At 74.9% G+C, this 20,039-nt stretch carries 13 protein-coding genes; 6 read left to right on the top strand and 7 right to left on the bottom strand.

Going from position 1 to position 20,039, the window contains the following annotated elements; all coding sequences use genetic code 11:
• Positions 1 to 21: 21 nt before the first annotated feature.
• From G9H71_RS05920 to G9H71_RS05910, 3 genes are read left to right on the top strand one after another with little or no spacing between them, the layout of a single operon-like run.
• Positions 22 to 3,252: a BTAD domain-containing putative transcriptional regulator gene (locus G9H71_RS05920; RefSeq protein WP_166279543.1), complete on the top strand. Its 3,231-nt coding sequence runs from the start codon at positions 22 to 24 to the stop codon at positions 3,250 to 3,252.
• The gene (locus G9H71_RS05915; RefSeq protein WP_166279540.1) at positions 3,249 to 3,671 is read left to right on the top strand and encodes a helix-turn-helix domain-containing protein; all 423 of its coding nucleotides are present in this window, start codon (positions 3,249 to 3,251) and stop codon (positions 3,669 to 3,671) included. Before G9H71_RS05920 ends, G9H71_RS05915 begins: the two co-directional genes overlap by 4 nt.
• Positions 3,672 to 3,681: 10 nt before the next feature.
• Complete coding sequence (locus G9H71_RS05910; protein ID WP_166279537.1) at positions 3,682 to 4,104, top strand: VOC family protein; 423 nt, start codon at positions 3,682 to 3,684, stop codon at positions 4,102 to 4,104.
• Here the strand turns inward: G9H71_RS05910 and G9H71_RS05905 are convergent.
• The 4 genes from G9H71_RS05905 to pgi all read right to left on the bottom strand — a co-directional run bounded on the left by G9H71_RS05905 (position 4,073) and on the right by pgi (position 7,906).
• Positions 4,073 to 4,705 (bottom strand): TIGR03086 family protein, encoded by a 633-nt coding sequence (locus G9H71_RS05905; RefSeq protein WP_166279534.1) that lies wholly within the window; start codon positions 4,703 to 4,705, stop codon positions 4,073 to 4,075. The genes G9H71_RS05910 and G9H71_RS05905 overlap by 32 nt on opposite strands.
• 134 nt (positions 4,706 to 4,839) lie before the next feature.
• The gene (locus G9H71_RS05900; protein WP_166279531.1) at positions 4,840 to 5,547 is read right to left on the bottom strand and encodes a TerD family protein; all 708 of its coding nucleotides are present in this window, start codon (positions 5,545 to 5,547) and stop codon (positions 4,840 to 4,842) included.
• Between the two features lies 1 nt (position 5,548).
• Positions 5,549 to 6,124 (bottom strand): TerD family protein, encoded by a 576-nt coding sequence (locus G9H71_RS05895; RefSeq protein WP_166279528.1) that lies wholly within the window; start codon positions 6,122 to 6,124, stop codon positions 5,549 to 5,551.
• Between the two features lie 147 nt (positions 6,125 to 6,271).
• Positions 6,272 to 7,906 carry a glucose-6-phosphate isomerase gene (gene pgi, locus G9H71_RS05890; RefSeq protein WP_166279525.1) on the bottom strand — a complete coding sequence of 545 codons (1,635 nt, stop codon included), beginning with the start codon at positions 7,904 to 7,906 and terminating at the stop codon, positions 6,272 to 6,274.
• 113 nt (positions 7,907 to 8,019) lie between these two features.
• Between pgi and G9H71_RS05885 the strand changes: the two genes are divergently transcribed.
• From G9H71_RS05885 to G9H71_RS05875, 3 genes are all read left to right on the top strand, one after another.
• Positions 8,020 to 9,240, top strand: a complete 1,221-nt coding sequence (locus G9H71_RS05885) for a DUF1015 domain-containing protein (protein ID WP_166279522.1) — start codon at positions 8,020 to 8,022, stop codon at positions 9,238 to 9,240.
• A gap of 233 nt (positions 9,241 to 9,473) precedes the next feature.
• Positions 9,474 to 11,750 carry an MMPL family transporter gene (locus tag G9H71_RS05880; protein ID WP_166279519.1) on the top strand — a complete coding sequence of 759 codons (2,277 nt, stop codon included), beginning with the start codon at positions 9,474 to 9,476 and terminating at the stop codon, positions 11,748 to 11,750.
• Entirely contained in the window at positions 11,747 to 12,517 is a 771-nt protein-coding gene (locus G9H71_RS05875; protein WP_166279516.1) for a TetR/AcrR family transcriptional regulator, read from the top strand. Before G9H71_RS05880 ends, G9H71_RS05875 begins: the two co-directional genes overlap by 4 nt.
• 165 nt (positions 12,518 to 12,682) lie before the next feature.
• Here G9H71_RS05875 and G9H71_RS05870 read toward each other — a convergent pair whose 3' ends face one another.
• The 3 genes from G9H71_RS05870 to G9H71_RS05860 all read right to left on the bottom strand — a co-directional run bounded on the left by G9H71_RS05870 (position 12,683) and on the right by G9H71_RS05860 (position 19,890).
• Positions 12,683 to 13,744 (bottom strand): hemerythrin domain-containing protein, encoded by a 1,062-nt coding sequence (locus G9H71_RS05870; RefSeq protein ID WP_166279513.1) that lies wholly within the window; start codon positions 13,742 to 13,744, stop codon positions 12,683 to 12,685.
• Between the two features lie 170 nt (positions 13,745 to 13,914).
• On the bottom strand, positions 13,915 to 17,616 hold the full coding sequence (locus G9H71_RS05865) for a BTAD domain-containing putative transcriptional regulator (protein ID WP_166279510.1): 3,702 nt from the start codon (positions 17,614 to 17,616) through the stop codon (positions 13,915 to 13,917).
• A gap of 57 nt (positions 17,617 to 17,673) precedes the next feature.
• Positions 17,674 to 19,890 (bottom strand): putative bifunctional diguanylate cyclase/phosphodiesterase, encoded by a 2,217-nt coding sequence (locus G9H71_RS05860; protein WP_166279507.1) that lies wholly within the window; start codon positions 19,888 to 19,890, stop codon positions 17,674 to 17,676.
• Positions 19,891 to 20,039 lie beyond the last annotated feature (149 nt).

The following is a 20,039-nucleotide window of genomic DNA, read 5'->3' as shown; positions in this document are numbered from 1 at the left end:
CCACTCGTCGTGGAGAGGCTCGTGCGAGGACGGCCGCAGCAGGTGGACCTGGGTGCTCCTGCCCAGCGGGCCGTCCTGGCCGCCCTCCTCGTCGACCCCGGCCGCGTCGTCTCCCTGGACGCGCTGGCCGACCGGCTCTGGGACGACGACCCGCCCGCGACGGCCGTGCGCAGCCTGCACGCCCACGTCTCACGGCTGCGGCGGGCGCTCGAGCCCGACGGCCGGGGCGACTGGGGCGTCCTCGTCACGCGCGCCCCTGGCTACGTGCTCGACGTGCCGCCGGAATCGGTGGACTCCGTACGCTTCGCCGCCCTCGTCCGCTCGGCCCGTGACCAGGCGGCGCGGGGCGAGACCGCGGCGGGGCGGGTGGCGCTGACGGAGGCCCTCGCGCTCTGGCGCGGCCCCGCGTACGGAGACGTGGCCCCGGCCTTCGCTCGAGCGGAGGCGGCCCGGCTCGAGGAGCTCCGCCAGGGCGCCGTGGAGCTCGCCTGCGAGCTGGACCTGCGGCTCGGACGGCACGCGGAGCTCGCCGAGCGGCTGCCCGCCCTCGTCCGCGCGGAGCCGCTGCGCGAGGGGCTGCGGGCCGCCCTCATGGTCGCGCTCTACCGCTCCGGGCGGCAGGCGGACGCGCTGCAGGTCTACGCCGAGGGCCGGGAGGCGCTGGCCGACGAGCTGGGCGTCGACCCCGGGCGCACGCTCGCCCGTGTGCACGAGCAGGTGCTGCGCCAGGACCCCGAGCTCGACCTGCCCGCTTCGGCCGCTCCCGCCGCTCCCACCGCTCCCGCGCCCAGCGTGCGCTCGGCCGGCGCGGAGCCGGCCGCGGCGGCCCCGACGGCTCCGGCGGCTGCAGCGGCTCCGTCGCGCGGGATGCTCGTCGGGCGCGGCGAGGAGCTGTCCGCGATCACCACGGCGCTCGCGGAGGCCACGGCCGGGTCACCGCGCACCGTCGCGCTCGTCGGCGAGGCCGGGATCGGCAAGACCAGACTGGCCGAGGAGGCCGCGGCCATGGGGGCGGCGGCCGGGGCCGTCGTCGCGTGGGGCCGCTGCTGGGAGCACGAGGGTGCGCCGGCGCTGTGGCCGTGGGTGCAGGCCCTGCAGGGCGTCGCGGAGGCCGTCGGCCCCGACGCTGCCCGCGCCGCCCTCGAGGGGCGCGCGGCCGACGTCGCGCAGGTCGTGCCGGAGCTGCGCGCGCTCGCCGCCGCTCCTGCGGCCGCCGCACCCTCCCCCGACGTCGCCCGGGTCCGCGTCTACGACGCGGTCACCGCGTTCCTCACCGCCCTCGGCCGTGACCGGCCGCTGCTCGTCGTCCTCGAGGACCTGCACTGGGGCGACGCCGGCTCACGCCAGCTCGTCGAATACCTCGCCGCCAACCTGCGCGACACCCGGGTCGCGGTCCTGGTCACGGTCCGCCTGCCGAACGACGCCCAGGACCCGCTCAGCTCCGGCATGCTGGCCGAGCTCGCCCGCCGTCCCGGCACCGTCCGCCTCGACCTCGAGGGGCTGGGGGCCTCCGACGTCGAGGAGTACGTCTCGGCCGCAGCCGGCACGGCCGTCGCGCCCGGGGTCGCAGCGGCCATCCGCGGCCGGACCGACGGCAACCCGTTCTACATCGCCGAGCTCGTCCGCGCCCTCGCGGCCGACGGCAGCCTCGACTCCCCCGGCGCGACCGGCGTCCCGGGCACCGTGCGCGACGTCGTGACGAGCCGGCTGCGCGCGCTCGCGGCCGAGGACGTCGAGCTGTTGCGGGCGGTCGCGGTCGCGGGGCGCGCCTTCGACCTCGCCCTGCTGCAGGAGGTGACGGGGCTGTCGGACGAGGACCTGGACGACCGGCTCGACCGCGCCACGGCCGCCGGGATCTTCGTCCCCGAGCCTGACGTCCCCGGGCGCTACCGGTTCGCCCACGCGCTCGTTCAGGAGACGCTGCTCGAGCAGACCGGGCCCGCCCGCCGCGCGCGGCTGCACGCCCGGGCGGGCGCGGCTCTCGAGCGCCGGCACGCGGACGACCTGGCCGGCCACGCCGAGGAGCTGGCGCACCACTTCCTCGCCGCCGGGAGCGCGGCGGCCGCTGGGCCAGCCGTGCGCTACAGCCTGCTCGCGGCCGAGTCGGCCCGGTCCCGGTGGGCCTACGAGGACGCCGAGCGCCACCTGCGGGCGGCCATCACGGCGGCCCAGCTGCTCCCGGCCGGCGAGCGGACCCAGCAGGAGCTCGCCGCGCGCGTCGCGCTCGGCTCGCTGCTCACGCTCATGCTCGGCTACAACGCGCCCGAGGTGGGGGTGCAGCGCCGGCGCGCGCTCCAGCTCGCCCGCGAGGGCGGCTCGCACGGCGAGCTCCTCTCCGCGCTGTGGGGCACGTGGGGCCACGCGCTCGTCGGCGCGGACCTCGCGGCCGCGGACCGGCTGGCCGACGAGATGGGCGAGGCGGGCGGCGCGACCGGCGACGTCATGCTCCTGCTGGCGGCGCACCACGCCCGCGGCCAGGTGCGCTGGCACCAGGGCCGGCTGGCCGAGGCCGACGACGAGCTCCTCGTCGCGATGCCACTGGCCGACGGCGCCCGCGACGAGATCCCGCTCGAGCTCTTCCTCCAGCACCCGGTGGCGGTGCTGCGCGGGTGGCGGTCGATCGTGCTGGCCATGATGGGCCGGGTCGAGGAGTCCCACTCCGTCGCCCAGGCCGCCGCGGACCGCGTCGACGAGGCGGCCGACCCCTACACCGCGGCGTACATCAAAGTCTTGGAGTCCTGGCGCCACGTGTGGCTCGACGAGCCCGAGCAGGCCCGCGCGCACAGCGAGCACGGCCTCGGCATCGCGCAGCGCCATGGGTTCGCGCAGCTGCAGGCGTTCTCCCTGCCTCCGCACGGGTGGGGCATCGCGCGGGCCGACGGGCGCCTGGACGAGGGGATCGCGGAGGTGACGGCGGCGCTGACGGCGTTCGGGCAGCTCGGCCGGCACATGTTCGCCCACCTCATGCTCGGGGTGCTGGCCGACCTGCAGCTGCTCTGCGGCGCGCCGGCGCAGGCCCGGGCGACGCTCGACCGGGCGTTCGGCGAGTCCGAGTCCACCGGGGAGCGGTTCTTCCTCGCCGAGCTGCACCGGCTGCGCGCGGCGGCGCTGCAGGCGGAGGGCGCCCCGGCCCGGGAGGTCTCGGGCGCACTGCAGGAGGCTGTCGCCGTCGCGCGCGAGCAGGGGGCCGCGCTCTTCGAGGCCCGTGCCCGTGCACTGCTGCCCATGTCGGTCGTGGTCAGCTCGGCGTGAGCCGCGCGACGGAGGACTCGAACCGGCGGATGCTGCGCGCCCGTGACGCGATGGACCGGGCGTACGCGGAGCCGTTGGACGTCCCCGCGCTCGCCCGCATCGCACACATCTCCGAAGCGCACTTCATCCGTACGTTTCGCGCGACGTTCGGCGAGACGCCCCACCGCTACCTGCAGCGCCGTCGGGTGGAGCGAGCCATGCTGCTGCTGCGTGAGACCGACCGCCCCGTCACGGAGATCTGCATGGAGGTCGGCTTCACGAGCCTCGGGACGTTCAGCCGGACCTTCCGCGACATCGTCGGCGAGCCCCCCAGCGCCTACCGCCGGCGCGGCCCGGTCGCCGCCGTCCCCTCCTGCTTCACGATGGCCTGGATGAGGCCCAGCAGTTTCGGAGAAGCCGGGGGCGACGCCGCCGACTAGCGTCGTCCCCATGTTGAACGCACTCGCGATCTCGCAGATCTTCGTCCTCGACCAGGACGAGGCCCTCGACTTCTACGTGAACAAGCTGGGCCTCGACGTCAACACCGACACCGATCTGGGCTTCATGCGTTGGCTGACGGTCAACGTTCCCGGTGACCCGGGCCGGCAGATCCTGCTGGAGAAGCCGGGCCCGCCCTCGATGGACCCGTCGACCGCCGAGACGGTCCGCGAGCTGGTCGCGAAGGGGGCGACCGGCGGCCACCTGTTCTTCCAGACCGACGATGCGCAGAAGACCTACGACACGCTCAAGGCGCGCGGCGTCGAGCTGACCGACGAGCCCACGCAGCGGCCGTACGGCATCGACTTCGGCCTGCGCGACCCGTTCGGCAACAGCATCCGCATCAGCCAGCCGACCCCGCCGCCCGCGGGCTGACGGCCGCCCCGGCCGCGCGCCCGGTCAGGGCGAGGTAGCGCTCGACCCAGCCCGCGTCGTCGTCGACCGCGACGGGGTCGCGGAAGACCCCGATGCCGCGCCACACCTCGGCCATCGGCTGCACGCCCTCCCACGCGCGCCGGGCCAGCTCCTCCGTCAACGGCGACGGCCGCCCGAGCAGCAGGGCCGTGTCGTGCGCCGCGAGCGTCCGCGCCACCACGAGCTGCCAGAAGTAGTCCCACACCGGGGCGTCGCCGTAGGAGCAGTGCACGGCGGCGTCCCGGTCCGTCACCTGCCCGGCAGCCCGCTGGGCCGCTGCCGCGATCCGCGCCAGCGCGGCGGCCGGGTCGTCGCCGAGCAGGTCCCCGGCGTACGCGTCCCGCCCCACCTCCTCCATCGTCCGCCCCGCGAGCATGTCCGGGACCCAGGCGTCGTCGTACGCGAGACGGCTCACCACCTGCCGCAGGGGCGTCGGCCGGTCGGCTCCCGGCATGTCGAAGACCGGCGGGAGCAGCAGCTCCCACTCGGCTGCGAGGATCTGTGCGACGAGCCCGACCGCGGCCTGGTCGGCCTGCACGAACGCCTCGGCCTCGGGGATCATCGTCTGCTCCTTACGCTCACCCGTCTCCGAGAGGCTAGGCGGCGTTGCGGTCGGATCCTGGCCGCACGGGCGCGGACGTGCCGGAGCCCCGGCGCCGTGTCGCGGCACCGGGGCTCCGTCGAGCGGTAGGGCTCCTACTTGCGGCCGGGCCGCCAGTTGAGCCCGAAGCCGTACGCCTGGTCCAGGACGTCCTGCGCGCCGTGGATGTAGCGCACCTCGCGGCGTACCTGCAGCTGGCCGCCCACGTTCTCCAGCAGCGCGATCGCGCAGATCGGCGCGCTCGGGTCGGTCTCGTCCAGGCGCACCTCGATCTCCGGCCCCGCGGTGGGGAACAGCGTGACCACGCCGGCGGCCTCGGCCCAGTTCGGCGTGCCCTGGTAGATCAGCGCGAAGACGAGGATCCGCCGGATCGCCTCGAGCTGGGACAGGTCGACGAACATGTTCTCGCCGCCGGCGTTGGTGCCCGAGCGGTCGTCGCCGTCGAGCCGGATGACCGGCGACTGGCCGTAGGCGCTGGCCTGGAACGAGTTGCCGAGCGCCTGCACGACGCCCTTGCTGCCGTCGCTGAACTCGTAGAGGCAGCCGAGGTCGAGGTCGATCCCGGGCGTCGCCGCGGCGGTGAGCCGCTTGAGGAAGCCCTTCGCAGGCTGTTGCCCCGCGGGCCGGGAGTTCCAGTTCAGGTTGACCCGCAGCGTCCCCGAGCCGCCCGCGCCCTTGGTGAGCGAGACGGTCGGCGCCGACTTGGTCAGCGTCACCTTGCTCAGCGAGACGTTGCCGGCGGCCGGCGGCTGCTGCGGCGCCGGCTCCGGGGCGGGCTGGCGCTTGTTGTAGTCGATCGCCATGTCAGACCCCCACGCCGAAGTCGAGCGCGATGCCGCGCAGTCCGGAGGCGTAGCCCTGCCCGACAGCGCGGAACTTCCACTCCGCGTTGTGCCGGTAGACCTCGCCGAAGATCATGGCCGTCTCGGTCGAGGCGTCCTCGCCCAGGTCGTAACGCGCGATCTCCATGCCCGTCGGCTGGTCGACGATGCGGATGAAGGCGTTCTGCACCTGGCCGAAGCTCTGCCGGCGCGGCTCGGCGTCGTAGATCGACACCGCGAAGACCACCTTCTGCACCTGCGGGGACACCCACGCGAGGTCGACGATGATCGACTCGTCGTCGCCCTCACCCTCGCCGGTGAGGTTGTCGCCGGTGTGCACGACCGTGCCGTCCGGGCTCTTCAGGTTGTTGAAGAACACGAAGTGGCTGTCGGACAGCACCTTCCCGTCCGCGCCGCACATGATGGCGCTCGCGTCGAGGTCGAAGTCGGTGCCCGTGGTCGTGCGGACGTCCCATCCGAGGCCCACCACCACCGACGTGAGGTTGGCCACCCCTTTCGTGAGCGAGACGTTGCCGCCCTTCGCCAGGCTGACGCCCATCGGCGATCCTCCTTCTCCTCGAGCGGACGCCCCTCGGACGCCCGGACGGGTCCCGGTGACCCTCTGCTGCCCGGCAGCAGCCGCCACGCCGAACGCTATCGAGGCTCCCGGCCCGGGTCCATGTGCTCCCGGGCACTGTTGACGCGGTCAGCGGCCCCGCATGCTGCGGTATCTGCGGATCAGCGTGTTCGTCGAGCTGTCGTGCGCGAGGTCGACCTCCGCCTCGGTCAGCTCGGGAGCGATGCGCTTGGCCAGCACCTTGCCCAGCTCCACGCCCCACTGGTCGAAGCTGTTGATCCCCCAGATGACGCCCTGGGTGAAGACCTTGTGCTCGTACGTCGCCACGAGCTGGCCGAGCACGCGCGGCGTCAGCTCGGCCGCGAGGATCGTCGTCGTGGGGCGGTTGCCCGGGAACGTCTTGTGCTGGACCAGGTCCTCGGCGACACCCTCGGCGCGCACCTCGTCCGGCGTCTTGCCGAACGCGAGCGCCTCGGTCTGGGCGAACAGGTTCGCCACCAGCAGGTCCTGGTGCTCGCCGATCTCCTCGGCCGGCCGGGCGATGCCGATGAAGTCCGCCGGGATCATCGTCGTCCCCTGGTGGATGAGCTGGTAGTACGCGTGCTGGCCGTTGGTGCCGGGGGTCCCCCACACGATCGGCCCGGTGTCCACCGTCACGAGCTCGCCGTCCTTGCGGACGTACTTGCCGTTGCTCTCCATGTCGAGCTGCTGCAGATAGGCGGGGAACTTGCCCAGGTAGTTGCTGTAGGGCAGGACCGCGTGCGCCTGCGCGCCGAAGAAGTCGCGGTACCAGACCCCGATGAGGCCGAGCAGGACGGGGACGTTCCGGTCCAGCGGCGTGGTCCGCACGTGCTCGTCGATCTCACGCATGCCGGCGAGCAGCTCGCGGAAGCCGTCCGGCCCGATCGCGATCATCAGCGAGAGCCCGATGGCCGAGGGGAACGAGTAGCGCCCGCCGACCCAGTCCCAGAAGCCGAACATGTTGTCGGTGTCGATGCCGAACTCGCCCACAGCCGAGGCGTTCGTCGACACCGCGACGAAGTGCTTCGCCACGGCCGACTCGTCGCCGAGCTTGCCCAGCAGCCAGTCCCGCGCGGTGTGCGCGTTGGCCAGCGTCTCCTGCGTCGTGAACGTCTTGGAGCTGACGATGAAGAGCGTCTCGTCGGCCTCGATGTCGCGGGTCGCCTCGTAGATGTCCGCGCCGTCGACGTTGGAGACGAAGCGGAAGTCGAGGTCGCGCTGGGTGAAGGGCAGCAGGGCGTCATAGGCCATCGCGGGACCGAGGTCCGAGCCGCCGATGCCGATGTTGATGACGGTCCTGATCCGCTTGCCGGTGTGTCCCTTCCACTCCCCGGACCGGACCGAGTCGGCGAAGCCGGCCATCTTGTCGAGCACCTCGTGCACGCCCGGCACGACGTCGACGCCGTCCACCTCGACGACCGTGCCGCGCGGCGCGCGCAGGGCGGTGTGCAGGACCGCACGGCCCTCGGTGGTGTTGATCTTCTGCCCGGTCACCATCGCGGCGAACTGCTCCGGGACCCCGCGCTCCTCGGCGAGAGCGACGAGCAGCTCGAGCGTCTCGGCGGTCAGGCGGTGCTTGCTGTAGTCGACGTAGAGCTCTCCCGCCGTCGCGGTGAACGTCTCACCCCGGGTCGGGTCCGCGTCGAACAGCTCGCGCAGCTGCAGGCCGCGCGCCGTCTCGTAGTGCTGCTGCAGCCGCTGCCAGGCAGGCCCGGCCGCCACGTCGCCCTGTGCGCTCGCCATGAGTCCTCCATGCTCGGTCGCCCCGGCTCCTTCCGCGTTGCGCGGAGGCCGACACGTCATCCTCCTCACGTTGTGCGCCCCGCAGGCCACCGGGGCCCGGCGACAATCGGCAGATGGTCGTCCTCCACCCCTTCGCCGCCCTGCGCCCGCCGCCCGAGCTCGCCGAGCGCGTGGCCGCCCCGCCGTACGACGTGGTGGACGTGGCCTCGGCCCGCGAGCTCGCCGCCGGCAACCCCGACTCGTTCCTGCACGTGTCGCGGCCCGAGATCGACCTGCCGGACGGGACCGACGCGTACTCGGAGCAGGTGTACGCCGCCGGCCGCCGCGCCCTCGACGGCTTCGTCACCCGCGGGCTGCTCCGGCCGGACGCGGAGCCGGGCCTCTACGTCTACCGCCAGGAGCTGGGCGGGCGTGCCCAGACCGGGGTGGTCGGCTGCGTGGACGTCGACGACTACGAGTCCGGGGCGATCGCGACCCACGAGCACACGCGGCCGGACAAGGAGAACGACCGCGTACGTCATCTCGACGCCCTCGACGCGCACGACGAGCCGGTGTTCCTCATCGCGCCGCCGGACGCGGGCGTCCGGCGTGACGTCAGCGAGGCCACTTCTGCGACTCCGGAATACGACTTCAGCACTCCGGACGGCGTCCGGCACACGTTCTGGGTGGTCGCCTCCGGCCTCGTCCCGTCCCTGGTGGACGCGTTCGCGGCCGTCCCGCGGGTCTACGTCGCCGACGGCCACCACCGCAGCGCCGCCGCCGCCCGGCTGCGCGAGCTGCGCCGGGCGGCCGGCCGGGACTCCGTCGAGGCCGGTCGCTTCCCCGCCGTCGTCTTCCCGGCGGACGAGGTGCGGATCCTCCCTTACAACCGGGTCGTCCGCGGCGTCCCGCTCGAGGGCCTGTCGGGCCGGCTGCGCGAGGCCTTCGAGGTCACGTCGGCCCCCGGCCCCGTCGAGCCCGCCGAGCGGCACGTCTTCGGCCTGTACGCCGCCGGCGGCTGGCTGCGGTTCTCCGCGCGACCGGGGCTGGTCGACGAGGCCGACGTGGTCGGCAGGCTCGACGTGTCGGTGCTGCAGGAGCACGTGCTCGGCCCCGTCCTCGGCATCACCGACCCGCGTACCGACCAGCGGCTCGGCTTCGTCGGCGGCTCGGCCGGCGTCGACGGGCTCGTGCGGCTGGTGGGCTCCGGGGCGTACGACCTCGCCTTCGCGCTCCCCGCGACGTCCGTCGAGGAGCTGCTCGCGTGCGCGGACGCGGGCGCCGTCATGCCGCCGAAGTCGACGTGGTTCGAGCCGAAGCTGCGCAGCGGGCTGTTCGTGCACAGGGTGGGGTGAAGTCCTGAGTTGGGCCGGGCGGGCCGCGCTGAGCTCACCCTTCACGCCATCGATCACGGGGCTTGGCTCACGACACGCCCGTGTCGCCCGGCCGAGTCCCGTGATCACCGCCGGTCAAGCATGAGCACGCCCGCGACGGATACACGAGTGCATCGGATACGTTGGCGTATCGAACGCTCTCACGGGTAGCTACAGCGCGTATCTGCCCGAGCACCATCGGAAGGAACATCTCCGTGGCCGCACTGCTCTACCGGCTCGGGCGCTTCTCCGCGCGCCGGCGCCTGCTCGTCCTCGCCGCCTGGGTGCTGCTGCTCGCCCTGGCCGTGGCCGGAGTCGTGGCCTCGGGGGGCAAGACCGACAACGAGTTCCGCATCCCGGGGACCGAGTCCCAGCAGGCGCTCGACGTGCTGGGCGAGAAGTTCCCGGCGGCGAGCGGCACGTCCGCGCAGGTCGTGTTCACGGCGCCGGAAGGGTCGACGGTCACCGCCGACGCGGCGAAGGCGGCCATCGGCGAGGCGGTCAGGGCCGCGGCGTCGGCTCCGCAGGTCGCGGCGGCGATCGACCCGTTCACGGCGCGCACCGTCTCGCCCGACGGCCGGGTGGCGCTCGCGCAGGTGCAGTACGCCGTGCAGCGCGGCGAGCTCGACGAGGGCGCCGTGGGCGCGCTCGACCGGCTGCTCGCCCCGGCGCGGGACGCCGGCCTGCAGACCGTCGTCGGCGGCGACGCGCTCGGGACGACCGGAGTGGCCGTCGGGCCGAAGGAGCTCATCGGTGTCGTGGTGGCGCTGATCGTCCTGCTCGTCACCTTCGGCTCCGCGCTGGCCGCCGGGATGACGCTGCTGACCGCGCTCGTGGGCGTCGCCGTGGGGCTCGCGAGCCTGCTGTCGCTGACCGAGCTCGTCACGCTGTCGTCGACCGCGCCGACGCTGGCGCTCATGATCGGGCTCGCGGTCGGGCTGGACTACTCGCTCTTCATCCTGTCCCGGCACCGCACCCAGCTCGCCGACGGCGACGACCTGCACGACTCGATCGGACGGGCGACCGGTACGGCGGGCAGCGCGGTCGTTTTTGCCGGCCTCACCGTCGTGATCGCGATGGCCGGGCTCAGCGTGGTGAAGATCCCGTTCCTGACCGTGATGGGGCTTGCGGCGTCCGTCACCGTCGTCGTCGCCGTGGCCATCGCCGTGACGCTGCTCCCCGCGCTCATGGGCTTCGCCGGCGAGCGGCTGCGCCCGAAGCCAGGCTCGCGGTCCGCACGCATATCCGGCACGCACGGCGCGTCCCAGGCAGGCGCCGCCCACCCGGCGCACTCGGTGCCGGTGGGGGCAGGCCACCCCGCGCACTCGGCCCCCGCCAGGCCCTTCGGCGAGCGGTGGGCGCGCATCGTCGTCGCCAAGCCCCTGCTGACCGTCGCTGTCATCGTGCTCGGCCTCGGGGCCGTGGCGCTGCCGGCCCGCGAGCTCGCGCTCGCCCTGCCCGACAACGGCAGCGCGGCGCCCGAGAGCGGGCAGCGCGAGGCGTACGACGAGATCTCCGCCAGCTTCGGGCCCGGCTTCAACGGGCCGCTGCTCGTCCTGGTCGAGGGGCCTGGCGGCCGCGACGCGCTGCAGCAGGGGGCGGGCCAGGTCGCGGCTGCGGTCAAGGCGCTGCCCAACGTCGTGTCGGTGTCGGAGCCGCAGCTCAACGACCAGGGCGACACGGCGATCGTCCAGGTGGTCCCGGGCACCGGGCCGACCGCGGACGAGACGAAGGACCTGGTGCAGGCGATCCGCAGCCAGGCCGGGCAGCTCGAGGCGCAGACCGGCACGACGCTGGCCGTCACGGGCAACACCGCGGTCGGGATCGACGTGTCGGACCGGCTCGGTGACGCGCTGCTGCCGTTCGCCTGCGTCGTCGTCGGGCTGGCGTTGGTCCTGCTGCTGCTGGTGTTCCGCTCGATCGTCGTCCCCGTGAAGGCTGCAGTCGGCTTCCTGCTCTCGGTCGGCGCGGCGTTCGGCGTCGTGGTCGCGGTCTTCCAGTGGGGCTGGCTCGACGACGCCCTCGGCGTGCACACGACCGGCCCGGTCATCAGCTTCCTGCCGATCATCGTGATCGCGGTGCTCTTCGGCCTCGCGATGGACTACGAGGTCTTCCTCGTGTCGCGGATCCGGGAGGACTACGTCCACGGCGGCGACGCGCACGGGGCGATCCTGGCCGGCTCCCGGCACGCCGCCCGGGTCGTCACGGCCGCGGCGCTCATCATGTTCTCGGTCTTCGCGAGCTTCGCGACCAGCGAGGACTCGACGATCAAGCCCATGGCGATCGCGCTCGCTTTCGGTGTGCTGGCCGACGCCTTCCTCGTCCGCATGACGCTCGTCCCGGCCGTGCTCGCGCTCTTCGGGCGTACGGCCTGGTGGATCCCGCGCTGGCTCGACCGCGTGGTGCCGCGCGTGGACATCGAGGGCGAGTCGCTGGGCCGCCCGGGCCAGCGGTCGGAGGCGCCGGTGCCCGCCGGACAGGTGGCGCCATGACTGAGGGCACCATGACGGAAGGCGCCGTCACCGCCGACGACGCGGGGAGCAGCGGGGCGCGGGAGATCGACGGCGTCGATGACGTGGACGCCGGCGAGCGCCCGCAGCGCGTGACCAGGCGGCGCGCGGAGACCCGTCGCCGCCTGCTCGACGCCGCGCTCGACGTGTTCGCCGAGCGCGGGCTGCGCGGCGCGACGGTGGAGGAGGTGTGCGAGCGGGCCGGCTACACGCGCGGCGCGTTCTACTCGAACTTCCGCACCCTCGACGAGCTGATGCTCGCGCTGTGGGAGGCCAAGGTCGAGGAGGCGCTGGAGTCGCTGCGGGCCGCTCTGCTCGGCTTCCCGGCCGACGTCGACGCCACGCCCACGCAGAGCGCCGCCGGCGACACGGACGAGAGCCCTGACCCGGACGAGGTCCTCGACGCCGCGGTCGAGGCCTTCCTCGCCTCGGTCCCGGTCGACCGGCGGTGGTGGCTCGTGTCGACCGAGTTCCTCGTCCACGCCGCGCGCAACGAGGAGGCGGGCCGCGCCCTGCAGGCGCACCGCGACCGGTTCACCGCGCAGTTCGTCGACCTGCTGACCAAGGCGATGCAGGGAGCGGGCCGGGAGCTCGTCACCCCGCCGGACCTCGCCGCGCGGGTGCTGATCGCGTTCCACGACGGCGCGCTGATGCAGAGCTTCCTCGACGCGGAGGAGGCACCGCTCGGCCGGCTCGAGCGACAGGCGTTCCCGGCGCTGCTGCGCTCGATGTCCGTCGTACGCCGGTAGCGGCCGCGCGGCTCGCGACTCCGCTGGCCGAATGGGCGCCAGGGTGGCTTTGTGCAGGGTCGGCGGCACCGACTCGGGCAACGAAGTGCCGCGGCGCGGCGTCGGCGGCCGATCACGTCGCGCCGCGCACGGCCGGGAGCGGCGCGAGCCGGCAGGACGTACGCCTCAGCCGCGCGTCCGCACCAGCCGGTCCGCGACCGAGCCGGTGACGACGGCGTACACCGCCTTGTGCGCCACGTCGATGACGAGCTCGTCGCGCGGCCACGTCCACGGCGGCGCCCCGACCCCGGTGCCGTTCTCCAGCGTCTGGTCCACCGCGAGCCGCAGCCCGGTGAACGCGACGGCCCCGCTCGCGCCGCGGACGCCGCGGCGCGCCATCGCCGCCCGGACGACGCCGAGCAGCGTCCCCTGGCCCCAGTGCATCGCGAGGTTGAGCACGTCCCGCTCGGCCTCGTCGGCCGGGTGCAGGCCGGTCAGCCGCTCCAGCACGCGGCTCGGGACGTAGGAGTTGGGCCGGCCGGTCAACGCCTGCTCGACCTTCTCCCCCAGCGTCATCACGGCCACCCCCGCGGCACCGGCGAGCAGGCCGGCGCCGAGGACGCGTACGCCCGAGGCCGGCGGCACGACGTGCTGCGCGGCGTCCTTGGCCCGGTCGGAGACGGCGAGCGGGAGCGCGGCGAGCAGGTTGCCCGGCGGGCGCCGGGAGACCTTGGGGTGCGGCCGGGTCGGGGACGTGCGCCGCGACACCTCCCAGGCGCGGCCGATGGCCCGCAGCTGACGGCCGGTGGCGACCTGCTGCAGCTGCGGCAGCAGCGCGTCCTCCTCGTTGCGCGCGTCGTCGCGGATCACCGCGAACGTCTTGCGCACGGTCCGGTCGAACTCGGGGTCGTGCGGGTCGAGGCTCTGCAGCTCCACGAGCATCTCGTTGACGGCCTGGTGCTCGCCCTCGATGTGGGCACTGAGCTCGTCGGCCTGCTCGCCGAGGTACTTCCGGTAGGCCGGGAAGAGCACCGTCTCCTCGGCGAACGCGTGGCGCAGGGCGCGCTCCGCCAGTGTGTCCACGATCTTGGCGCGCTTGCGGACGGAGGGCGTGTGCTCGTAGGCCAGCATCAGCGACTGCAGGACGGCGTGGTCCCGGCTCTGCCGCGAGAGGATGCTTCCCCTTCCACCCCGTTGGCGCTCGGACTGGACGGCGACCGACGGAAGGCCGGGTGCGCGGACGCTCATGAATCCTCCTGCGGGCGGGGGCGTACGCGCCGCCCCCTCTCCCGGTGCGGGCGGGTGAAACCCCGCGGCGATGTGCGGCCGCCCCGGAGCACGCCGGGAGAGGCCGCGCCGCCCGGCACACAGCCACGCCGCCGCTGGGGTGGAGCAGGCACCCGCCGGCCCGGCACGGCTCACATCGCCAGCGCCACCCGGAGCTCCGCGTCGGACGTCGCGCCGAGCTCGCGGCGTACGAGCTCGAGAGCGCGCTCGACCGAACGCGGAGTCAGGAAGAGAGATTCAGCGATCTGCCGGTTGTCCGAGCCGGCCACGGCCATCGCGGCGATGCGCCGCTGCGTCGTGGTCAGAACCGTGCGCGCCGGCTGCTCCGGCACCGGGATCCCCTGACCGCGCAGCGCCTCCGCGACCGACGTCCGCAGCGCCTCCGCCCCGCAGGCCTCGGCGAGCTCGAGCGCACGCTGGCGCAGCGTCACCGCCTCTTCGGGCGGGGCGAGGGCCGCCAGCGCGTACAGCACCCGCGCGAGCTCGAGCCGCGAGGACGTCCCCTGCAGCTCGTCCAGCGCGGCCCGCAGCGCCGGCTCGCCCGCCGTGCCCTGGACCTCGCCGAGCAGCCGCAGGCAGCGGCCGGTCAGCCGCGGCGCCCCCCACCTGCGCGCCAGGCCGACCTCCTCCTGCGCGAGGGCGACCGCCTCGTCGTGCCGGCCGAGCCCGGACAGGGCCCGCGCGGCCAGGGACCGCCACGGCCGCCACACCGGGTTGGCCACCGTCCGCATCTGGGCGCGAGCCGCCTCGGCGACCTGCAGCGCCTCCGCGTGCCTGCCCTCGGCGAGCAGGACGTCGGTCTCGGCGTCCATCAGCAGCCGGCCGCCGTCCCCCACCCGGGGCTGGCCGCTCACCGAGTCCAGGAACCGGCGCGCGCCCGCGACGTCGCCCCGGTCGAGCACCACGCCGAGCAGGAACGCGGTCCCGTAGGCCACGCCGATCTCGGGCGCGCCCCAGCGCAGCATCTGCTCGTTCGCCGTCAGCAACGACTGCTCGGCCTCGCGCAGGTCGCCCTGCCACCACTGGGCGTGCCCGCGCCACAGGTGGGTCGAGAGCGCCGAGAAGAGCGAGCCCCGCGCGTGGGCGCTGGACAGCGCCCGGTCCCAGAAGTCGCCGAGGTCCTGGTCGGCCATGTCCAGGCTGAACGCGGCGATGACCCAGAAGAGCCCGGGGTCGACGAGCTGCAGCAGCCCGTCCCGCAGCGCGAACCGGGCCAGCTCGACGCACTCGGCGAGCCCGTCGCCCGCGATCACCGTCTCCCATGCCTTGACCACGGCGAGCATGCGGGCGCCCGGCCCGTCGCCGTCCAGCACGATCTCCTCGCGCTGCCAGATCGCACAGTCGAGGCCGTGCATGTAGCCGCCGATGCGCTCCAGCGCGTGCAGCGCCTGCCGGTCGTCCGCCAGCTCGGGCGGCAGCGCGAGGCGGGCCTGCCGGGCGAAGGCGGTCACCTCGCCGCGGCCGCCGGCGAAGACCAGGCTGTGGGAGAGGATGCGCGCGGCCTGCGCCCGGGTCGCCACGGCGCCGGCCACGGCGTACGCCTCGCGCAGGTGCTCGATCGCGGACACGCCGTCGGTCAGCGCCTCGAGCCCGCCCAGCTCGAGCAGCACCTCGCCACGCTCCTCGGGCAGCGGCGGCTCGGTGAGCGCCCGGGCGAGGTAGGCGATGGCGCTCTCGGCGGCCCCGCGGTCGCGTGCGATCCGCGCGGCGTGCCGCAGGGTGGCCACCACCCACTCGTCACCGCGCGCCGGGACCTGCAGCAGGTGGGCCGCCACCTGCTCGGCCGCGGCGCCGCCGGCCGACAGCACGGCCGCCGCCCGCTCGTGGGCCAGCTCGCGTTGGCCGGGGGCGAGGCCGCGGTAGACCGCGTCGCGCACGAGCGGGTGCACGAACCCGAGCGGGTGCTCGTCGTGCAGGATCTCGGCCGCCGCGAGGGCCGCGATCGCGTGCGCGGCCTGCTCCTCGTCGAGCTGGGCGAGCCTGGCCACCGCGGGCAGGGCCGCGCCGTCACCGAGGACCGCGACCGCCCGCGCGACCTCCCCGGCCTCCGCCGGGAGCCGGCGCAGCCGCATGAGCACGATGCTCGACACGGCCCGCGAGCCGATCGCCGTGACCGTGTCGGCGTGGGCCTCGTCCGGGCGGATGCCATCGGCCTCGAGGGCGCGCAGCAGCTGGCGCAGCAGCAGTGGGTTGCCGCCGGTCGTCTCGTGGCAGGCGGTCACGAAGCTGGGGGCGGGGTCGGCGCCCAGCCGGCGGCGTACGAGATCGGCGACGCCGGGCCGGGTCAGCGGCCCGGGCAGGACCGACAGCGTCACCGGGTCGAGCGTGATCTCCGACAGCAGCGCCTGCTCGGCGTGCTCCTCCCCCGTGCGGAGGGTGGCGACGAGCGCGACCGGGACGCCTTCGACCCGCCGCACGAGGAACGCCAGGAAGCGCAGCGAGGCCGTGTCGCACCATTGAAGGTCGTCCACGGCGAGCACCACGGGCTCCTCGACGGCGAGGTTGACCGTCAGCCAGTAGAGCCCGTGCAGGACGGCGAACGAGCCGTCGGCCCGCACCTCGTCGGCGGGAGCGGCGTCGAAGACGGTCGCGGCCGAGGCCGCGGCGCCGGACAGCAGCCGCGCGCGCCGGACGGGGTCCACGAGCAACGGCTCGAACAGCTGGCGGACGGTGCCGAAGGCGAACTCGCGCTCAAGGGTGCTGCCGCGCGCCGACAGCGTCGTGGCACCGTGCTCGGCGGCCATGCGGCGGGCCTCTGCGAGCAGCCGGGTCTTGCCGATGCCGGCCGGCCCCTCGACGAGCGCGACCCCGCCCTGCCCGGCCAGCGCGTCCTCCAGGCCGGCGCGCAGGCGGGCCAGCTCCGCGTCGCGCTCGACGATCTCGTCCTCGGCGGGCCTGGCACGCTGCTGCTCCGGGACCCGGGGCGCCGGCGCGACGGGCGCCTGCGCGGGGGCGCGCGTCCGTGCCGAGCGCGGATCCGCCGCGGAGGCGGGGGTGCCGGGGGCGGGGAGGCTGAGCGCCGGGGCGTGGGCGAGGATCTGGGCCTCGATCTCGCGCAGCGCCGGCCCGGGATCGACGCCGAGCTCGTCCGACAGCCGGGTGCGCGCCCGGCGCAGGGCGGCCAGGGCGTCGGACTGGCGCTGGGAGCGGTAGAGCGCGAGGGCGAGCAGCCGCCAGCGCTCCTCGCGCAGCGGCTCCTCCGCGACGAGGGCGTCGAGCTCGGGCACGAGGACGGCGGCCTCTCCGGCCGCCAGGCGGGCGGCCATCAGGCGCTCGATCGCGACGGCCCGCAGCTCGGCCAGCCGCGCGGCCTCGGCGTCCGCCCACGGCTCGCCGGCCCACTCGGCGTACGGCGTGCCCCGCCACAGCGCGAGCGCCGCCGACAGCTCGGCCACGGCCCCGACGGAGCCCGCCCCTGCTCCGTCGCCCGAGCTCGCCGAGCGCACCATCGCCTCGAACCGCCAGGCGTCGACGGCGTCCGCGGGCAGGCGGCAGGCGTAGCCGGTGCCCTCCCGGACCAGCAGCGTGTCGCGGCTGCGGGCGCTGCGGTCGGGCTCGAGCGCTCGGCGCAGGTGCGAGACGTAGGAGTGGAGCGCGGCCGGCCCGCTCGCCGGCGGCTGCTCGCCCCAGAGCAGGTCGATCAGCCGGCTGGCGCCGAGCGCCTCGCCACGCGCGAGGAGCAGCAGCGCCAGCACGGCCCGCTGCCGCCGCCCTCCGAGGTCCAGCTCGAGGCCGCCGCGGCGCGCGGCCAGGCCGCCGAGGACCTGGATCCGCAGCGGCCCGGGCTCCTGCGACCCCGATGACTGCGGCCGCCCCGTCCCCTCCACCTGCACGCGACGACGGTAGGGGGTGGACGCCCTGGCCGGGGCGGCTTCGGCACGAGCGCCGGGTCAGCCGCGCACCGGCTCCGTCGCCTGCGCGCGCAGGAAGCCCTCCAGAGCAGAAGCCGGCATCGGCCTCGCGATCGAGAAGCCCTGGCCGTACGCGATCCCCAGCGCGGCGAGCCGGTCCCGCTGCGCCGGGGTCTCGATCCCCTCGGCCAGCACGCTCACCCCGAGCGAGCGGGCCAGCCCGACGATGCCCTCGAGCAGCGGCGAGGACGGCTCGGCCTCCAACGGTCGGGTGATGGAGCGGTCGAGCTTGAGGACCTCGATGGGGTAGCGGCGCAGGTAGTCCAGGGAGGTGTAGCCGACGCCGAAGTCGTCCAGGCCGACGCCCACGCCGTGCGCGGAAAGCAGCTGCAGCGCGCTCACCCCCGCCTCGGGACGCAGCTCGTGGTGCTCGGTGATCTCCACGTGCAGCCTTGACGGCGAGACCCCCGACTCGGTGAGGGAGCTGATGACGTCCTGGGCCAGGCGGGGGTGCTCCATGCTCGACCGGCCGAGGTTGACGTTCATCCGCAGCTCCGGCAGTCCGGCCCGGTCCCACCGCAGCAGCTGGGCGAGCGCCTCGTCGAGGACCCGGCGGTCCACGCGGGCGGCGAGCCCGTGCTCCTCCGCGAGGCCGAGGAAGACGTCGGGCGCGAGCAGGCCCCTCGTCGGGTGCTGCCAGCGCACGAGCGCCTCGCAGCCGAAGACCGCCTCGGTGTGCAGGTCCACCAGCGGCTGGTAGTGCACGACCAGCTCGCCCGCGTCGGGGTCGCCGTCGAGCAGCCGGGTCAGCTCGCTGACCAGGGCGAGCCGGCCGAGGACCCGCTCGCGAAGGTCCGGGGTGTAGGCCATGACCTTGCCCTTGCCGTCGCCCTTGGCCGCGTAGAGGGCGATGTCCGCGTCGGCGAGGACGTGCGCGAGCGTGGCGCCGGGCGCCACTTCGGCGATGCCCGCGCTGACCCGGATCGGGCGCGAGTGGCCCGCCACGTCGAACGGCCGGTCGAACACGCTCGCGACGGCCCGGCGGGCCGCGCCCGGGTCACCGTGCAGGAGGACGACGAACTCGTCCCCTCCCGAGCGCGCGACCAGGCCCGCGCCCCCGACCGCCGCGCCCAGCCGCGCGCCCACCTCGCAGAGCAGCGCGTCCCCCGCGTCGTGCCCCCAGGTGTCGTTCACCTGCTTGAAGTCGTCGACGTCGAGCAGCGCCACCCGGACCGGCACGTCCCCCGGCTCGGCGAGGGCGGACTCGAAGGCCCTGGCGAGCCCCCGCCGGTTGGCCAGGCCGGTGAGCGGGTCCCGCTCGGCGCGCTGCTCGCTCGTGCGCACGGCCTGCGCGCCGCGCAGCAGCCCCAGCACGGCGACCACGAGCTCGACCGCCACGTAGCTCCAGGTCGGCAGCGCGCTCGCGCTCTGGCGCCCGACCAGGAGGTAGAGGACGCCCGGGACCGCCGCGAGCGGGACCAGCCCGAGCAGCCGCGAGGACTCCGAGCGGCGGGAGAAGAGCGTCGACGAGTCGAATGCTCCCTTCATCGAGGGCAGAAGCGCGGCCGTCGCGAAGAGGCAGCAGGCGAGCACCCAGACCACGCTGCTCGGACTGCTCGTCGGCGCGACGCGCACGCCCTCCAGCGTCACCATGACGTCGTAGACCGCCGTGGCGAGGGCCGCCAGGACCGAGAGGGCCCGGCTCGGCTCGAGGTGGGCGCGGGAGGCGACGAAGCGCACGAGCAGGCCGGCGAGCAGCACGTCGACGGCGGGCACGACGGAGACCCAGCCGCGCGCCGCGGCCTCCCCCGCGACGGAGGTGGCGGCGACCTGGGCGAACACGAGCCCCAGGACCGACCAGAGGAGCACGGCGTCCGTACGCCGCCCCAGCCGGTCGCGGCGCCCGCCCGCCGGGCGCGACCGCGAGGCCGTCCGGTGCACGAAGAGGATCGCCACGAGGACGACCGCGACCGCCTGCCCCGCGACGACGAACCCCACCGCGGCCGGCGAGGTGTTGCCCAGGACGGCGGCAGTGCACGTCCCCACGGCCCAAAGCGCCAGCATCAGTGCGACGAGCAGCCAGCGCACCGCGGCGACCGGCCGGTGCGCGACGACGCCGACGAGGGTGAGGACGGGAGCGGCGACCGAGACGGCGAGGACGACGGGGACGCGCCACGCCGGCACCGCCGCAGCCGTGACGGCAGCTGTCGTGACGGCGGCCGCCAGCAGGACGCCAGGCACGTGGAACCGTTGCACAGCTGAACCATCGGCACCGATCGACGTCGTCCGAGCCGTCTGCGGGACGACCACCCTGTCGGGCGAGAGGCACCGTCGGCCGCACCGGCGCCCGTGGGAGGATTCCCTGTCCGTCCGCAGGGGGCGGGCCTACGGCACGAGGAGCGGGA

It is taken from the genome of Motilibacter deserti, assembly GCF_011250635.1.
Lineage (GTDB): Bacteria > Actinomycetota > Actinomycetes > Motilibacterales > Motilibacteraceae > Motilibacter_A > Motilibacter_A deserti.
The sequence above is the reverse complement of the archived record's forward strand: the minus strand, read 5'-3'. Positions and strand labels throughout refer to the sequence as shown.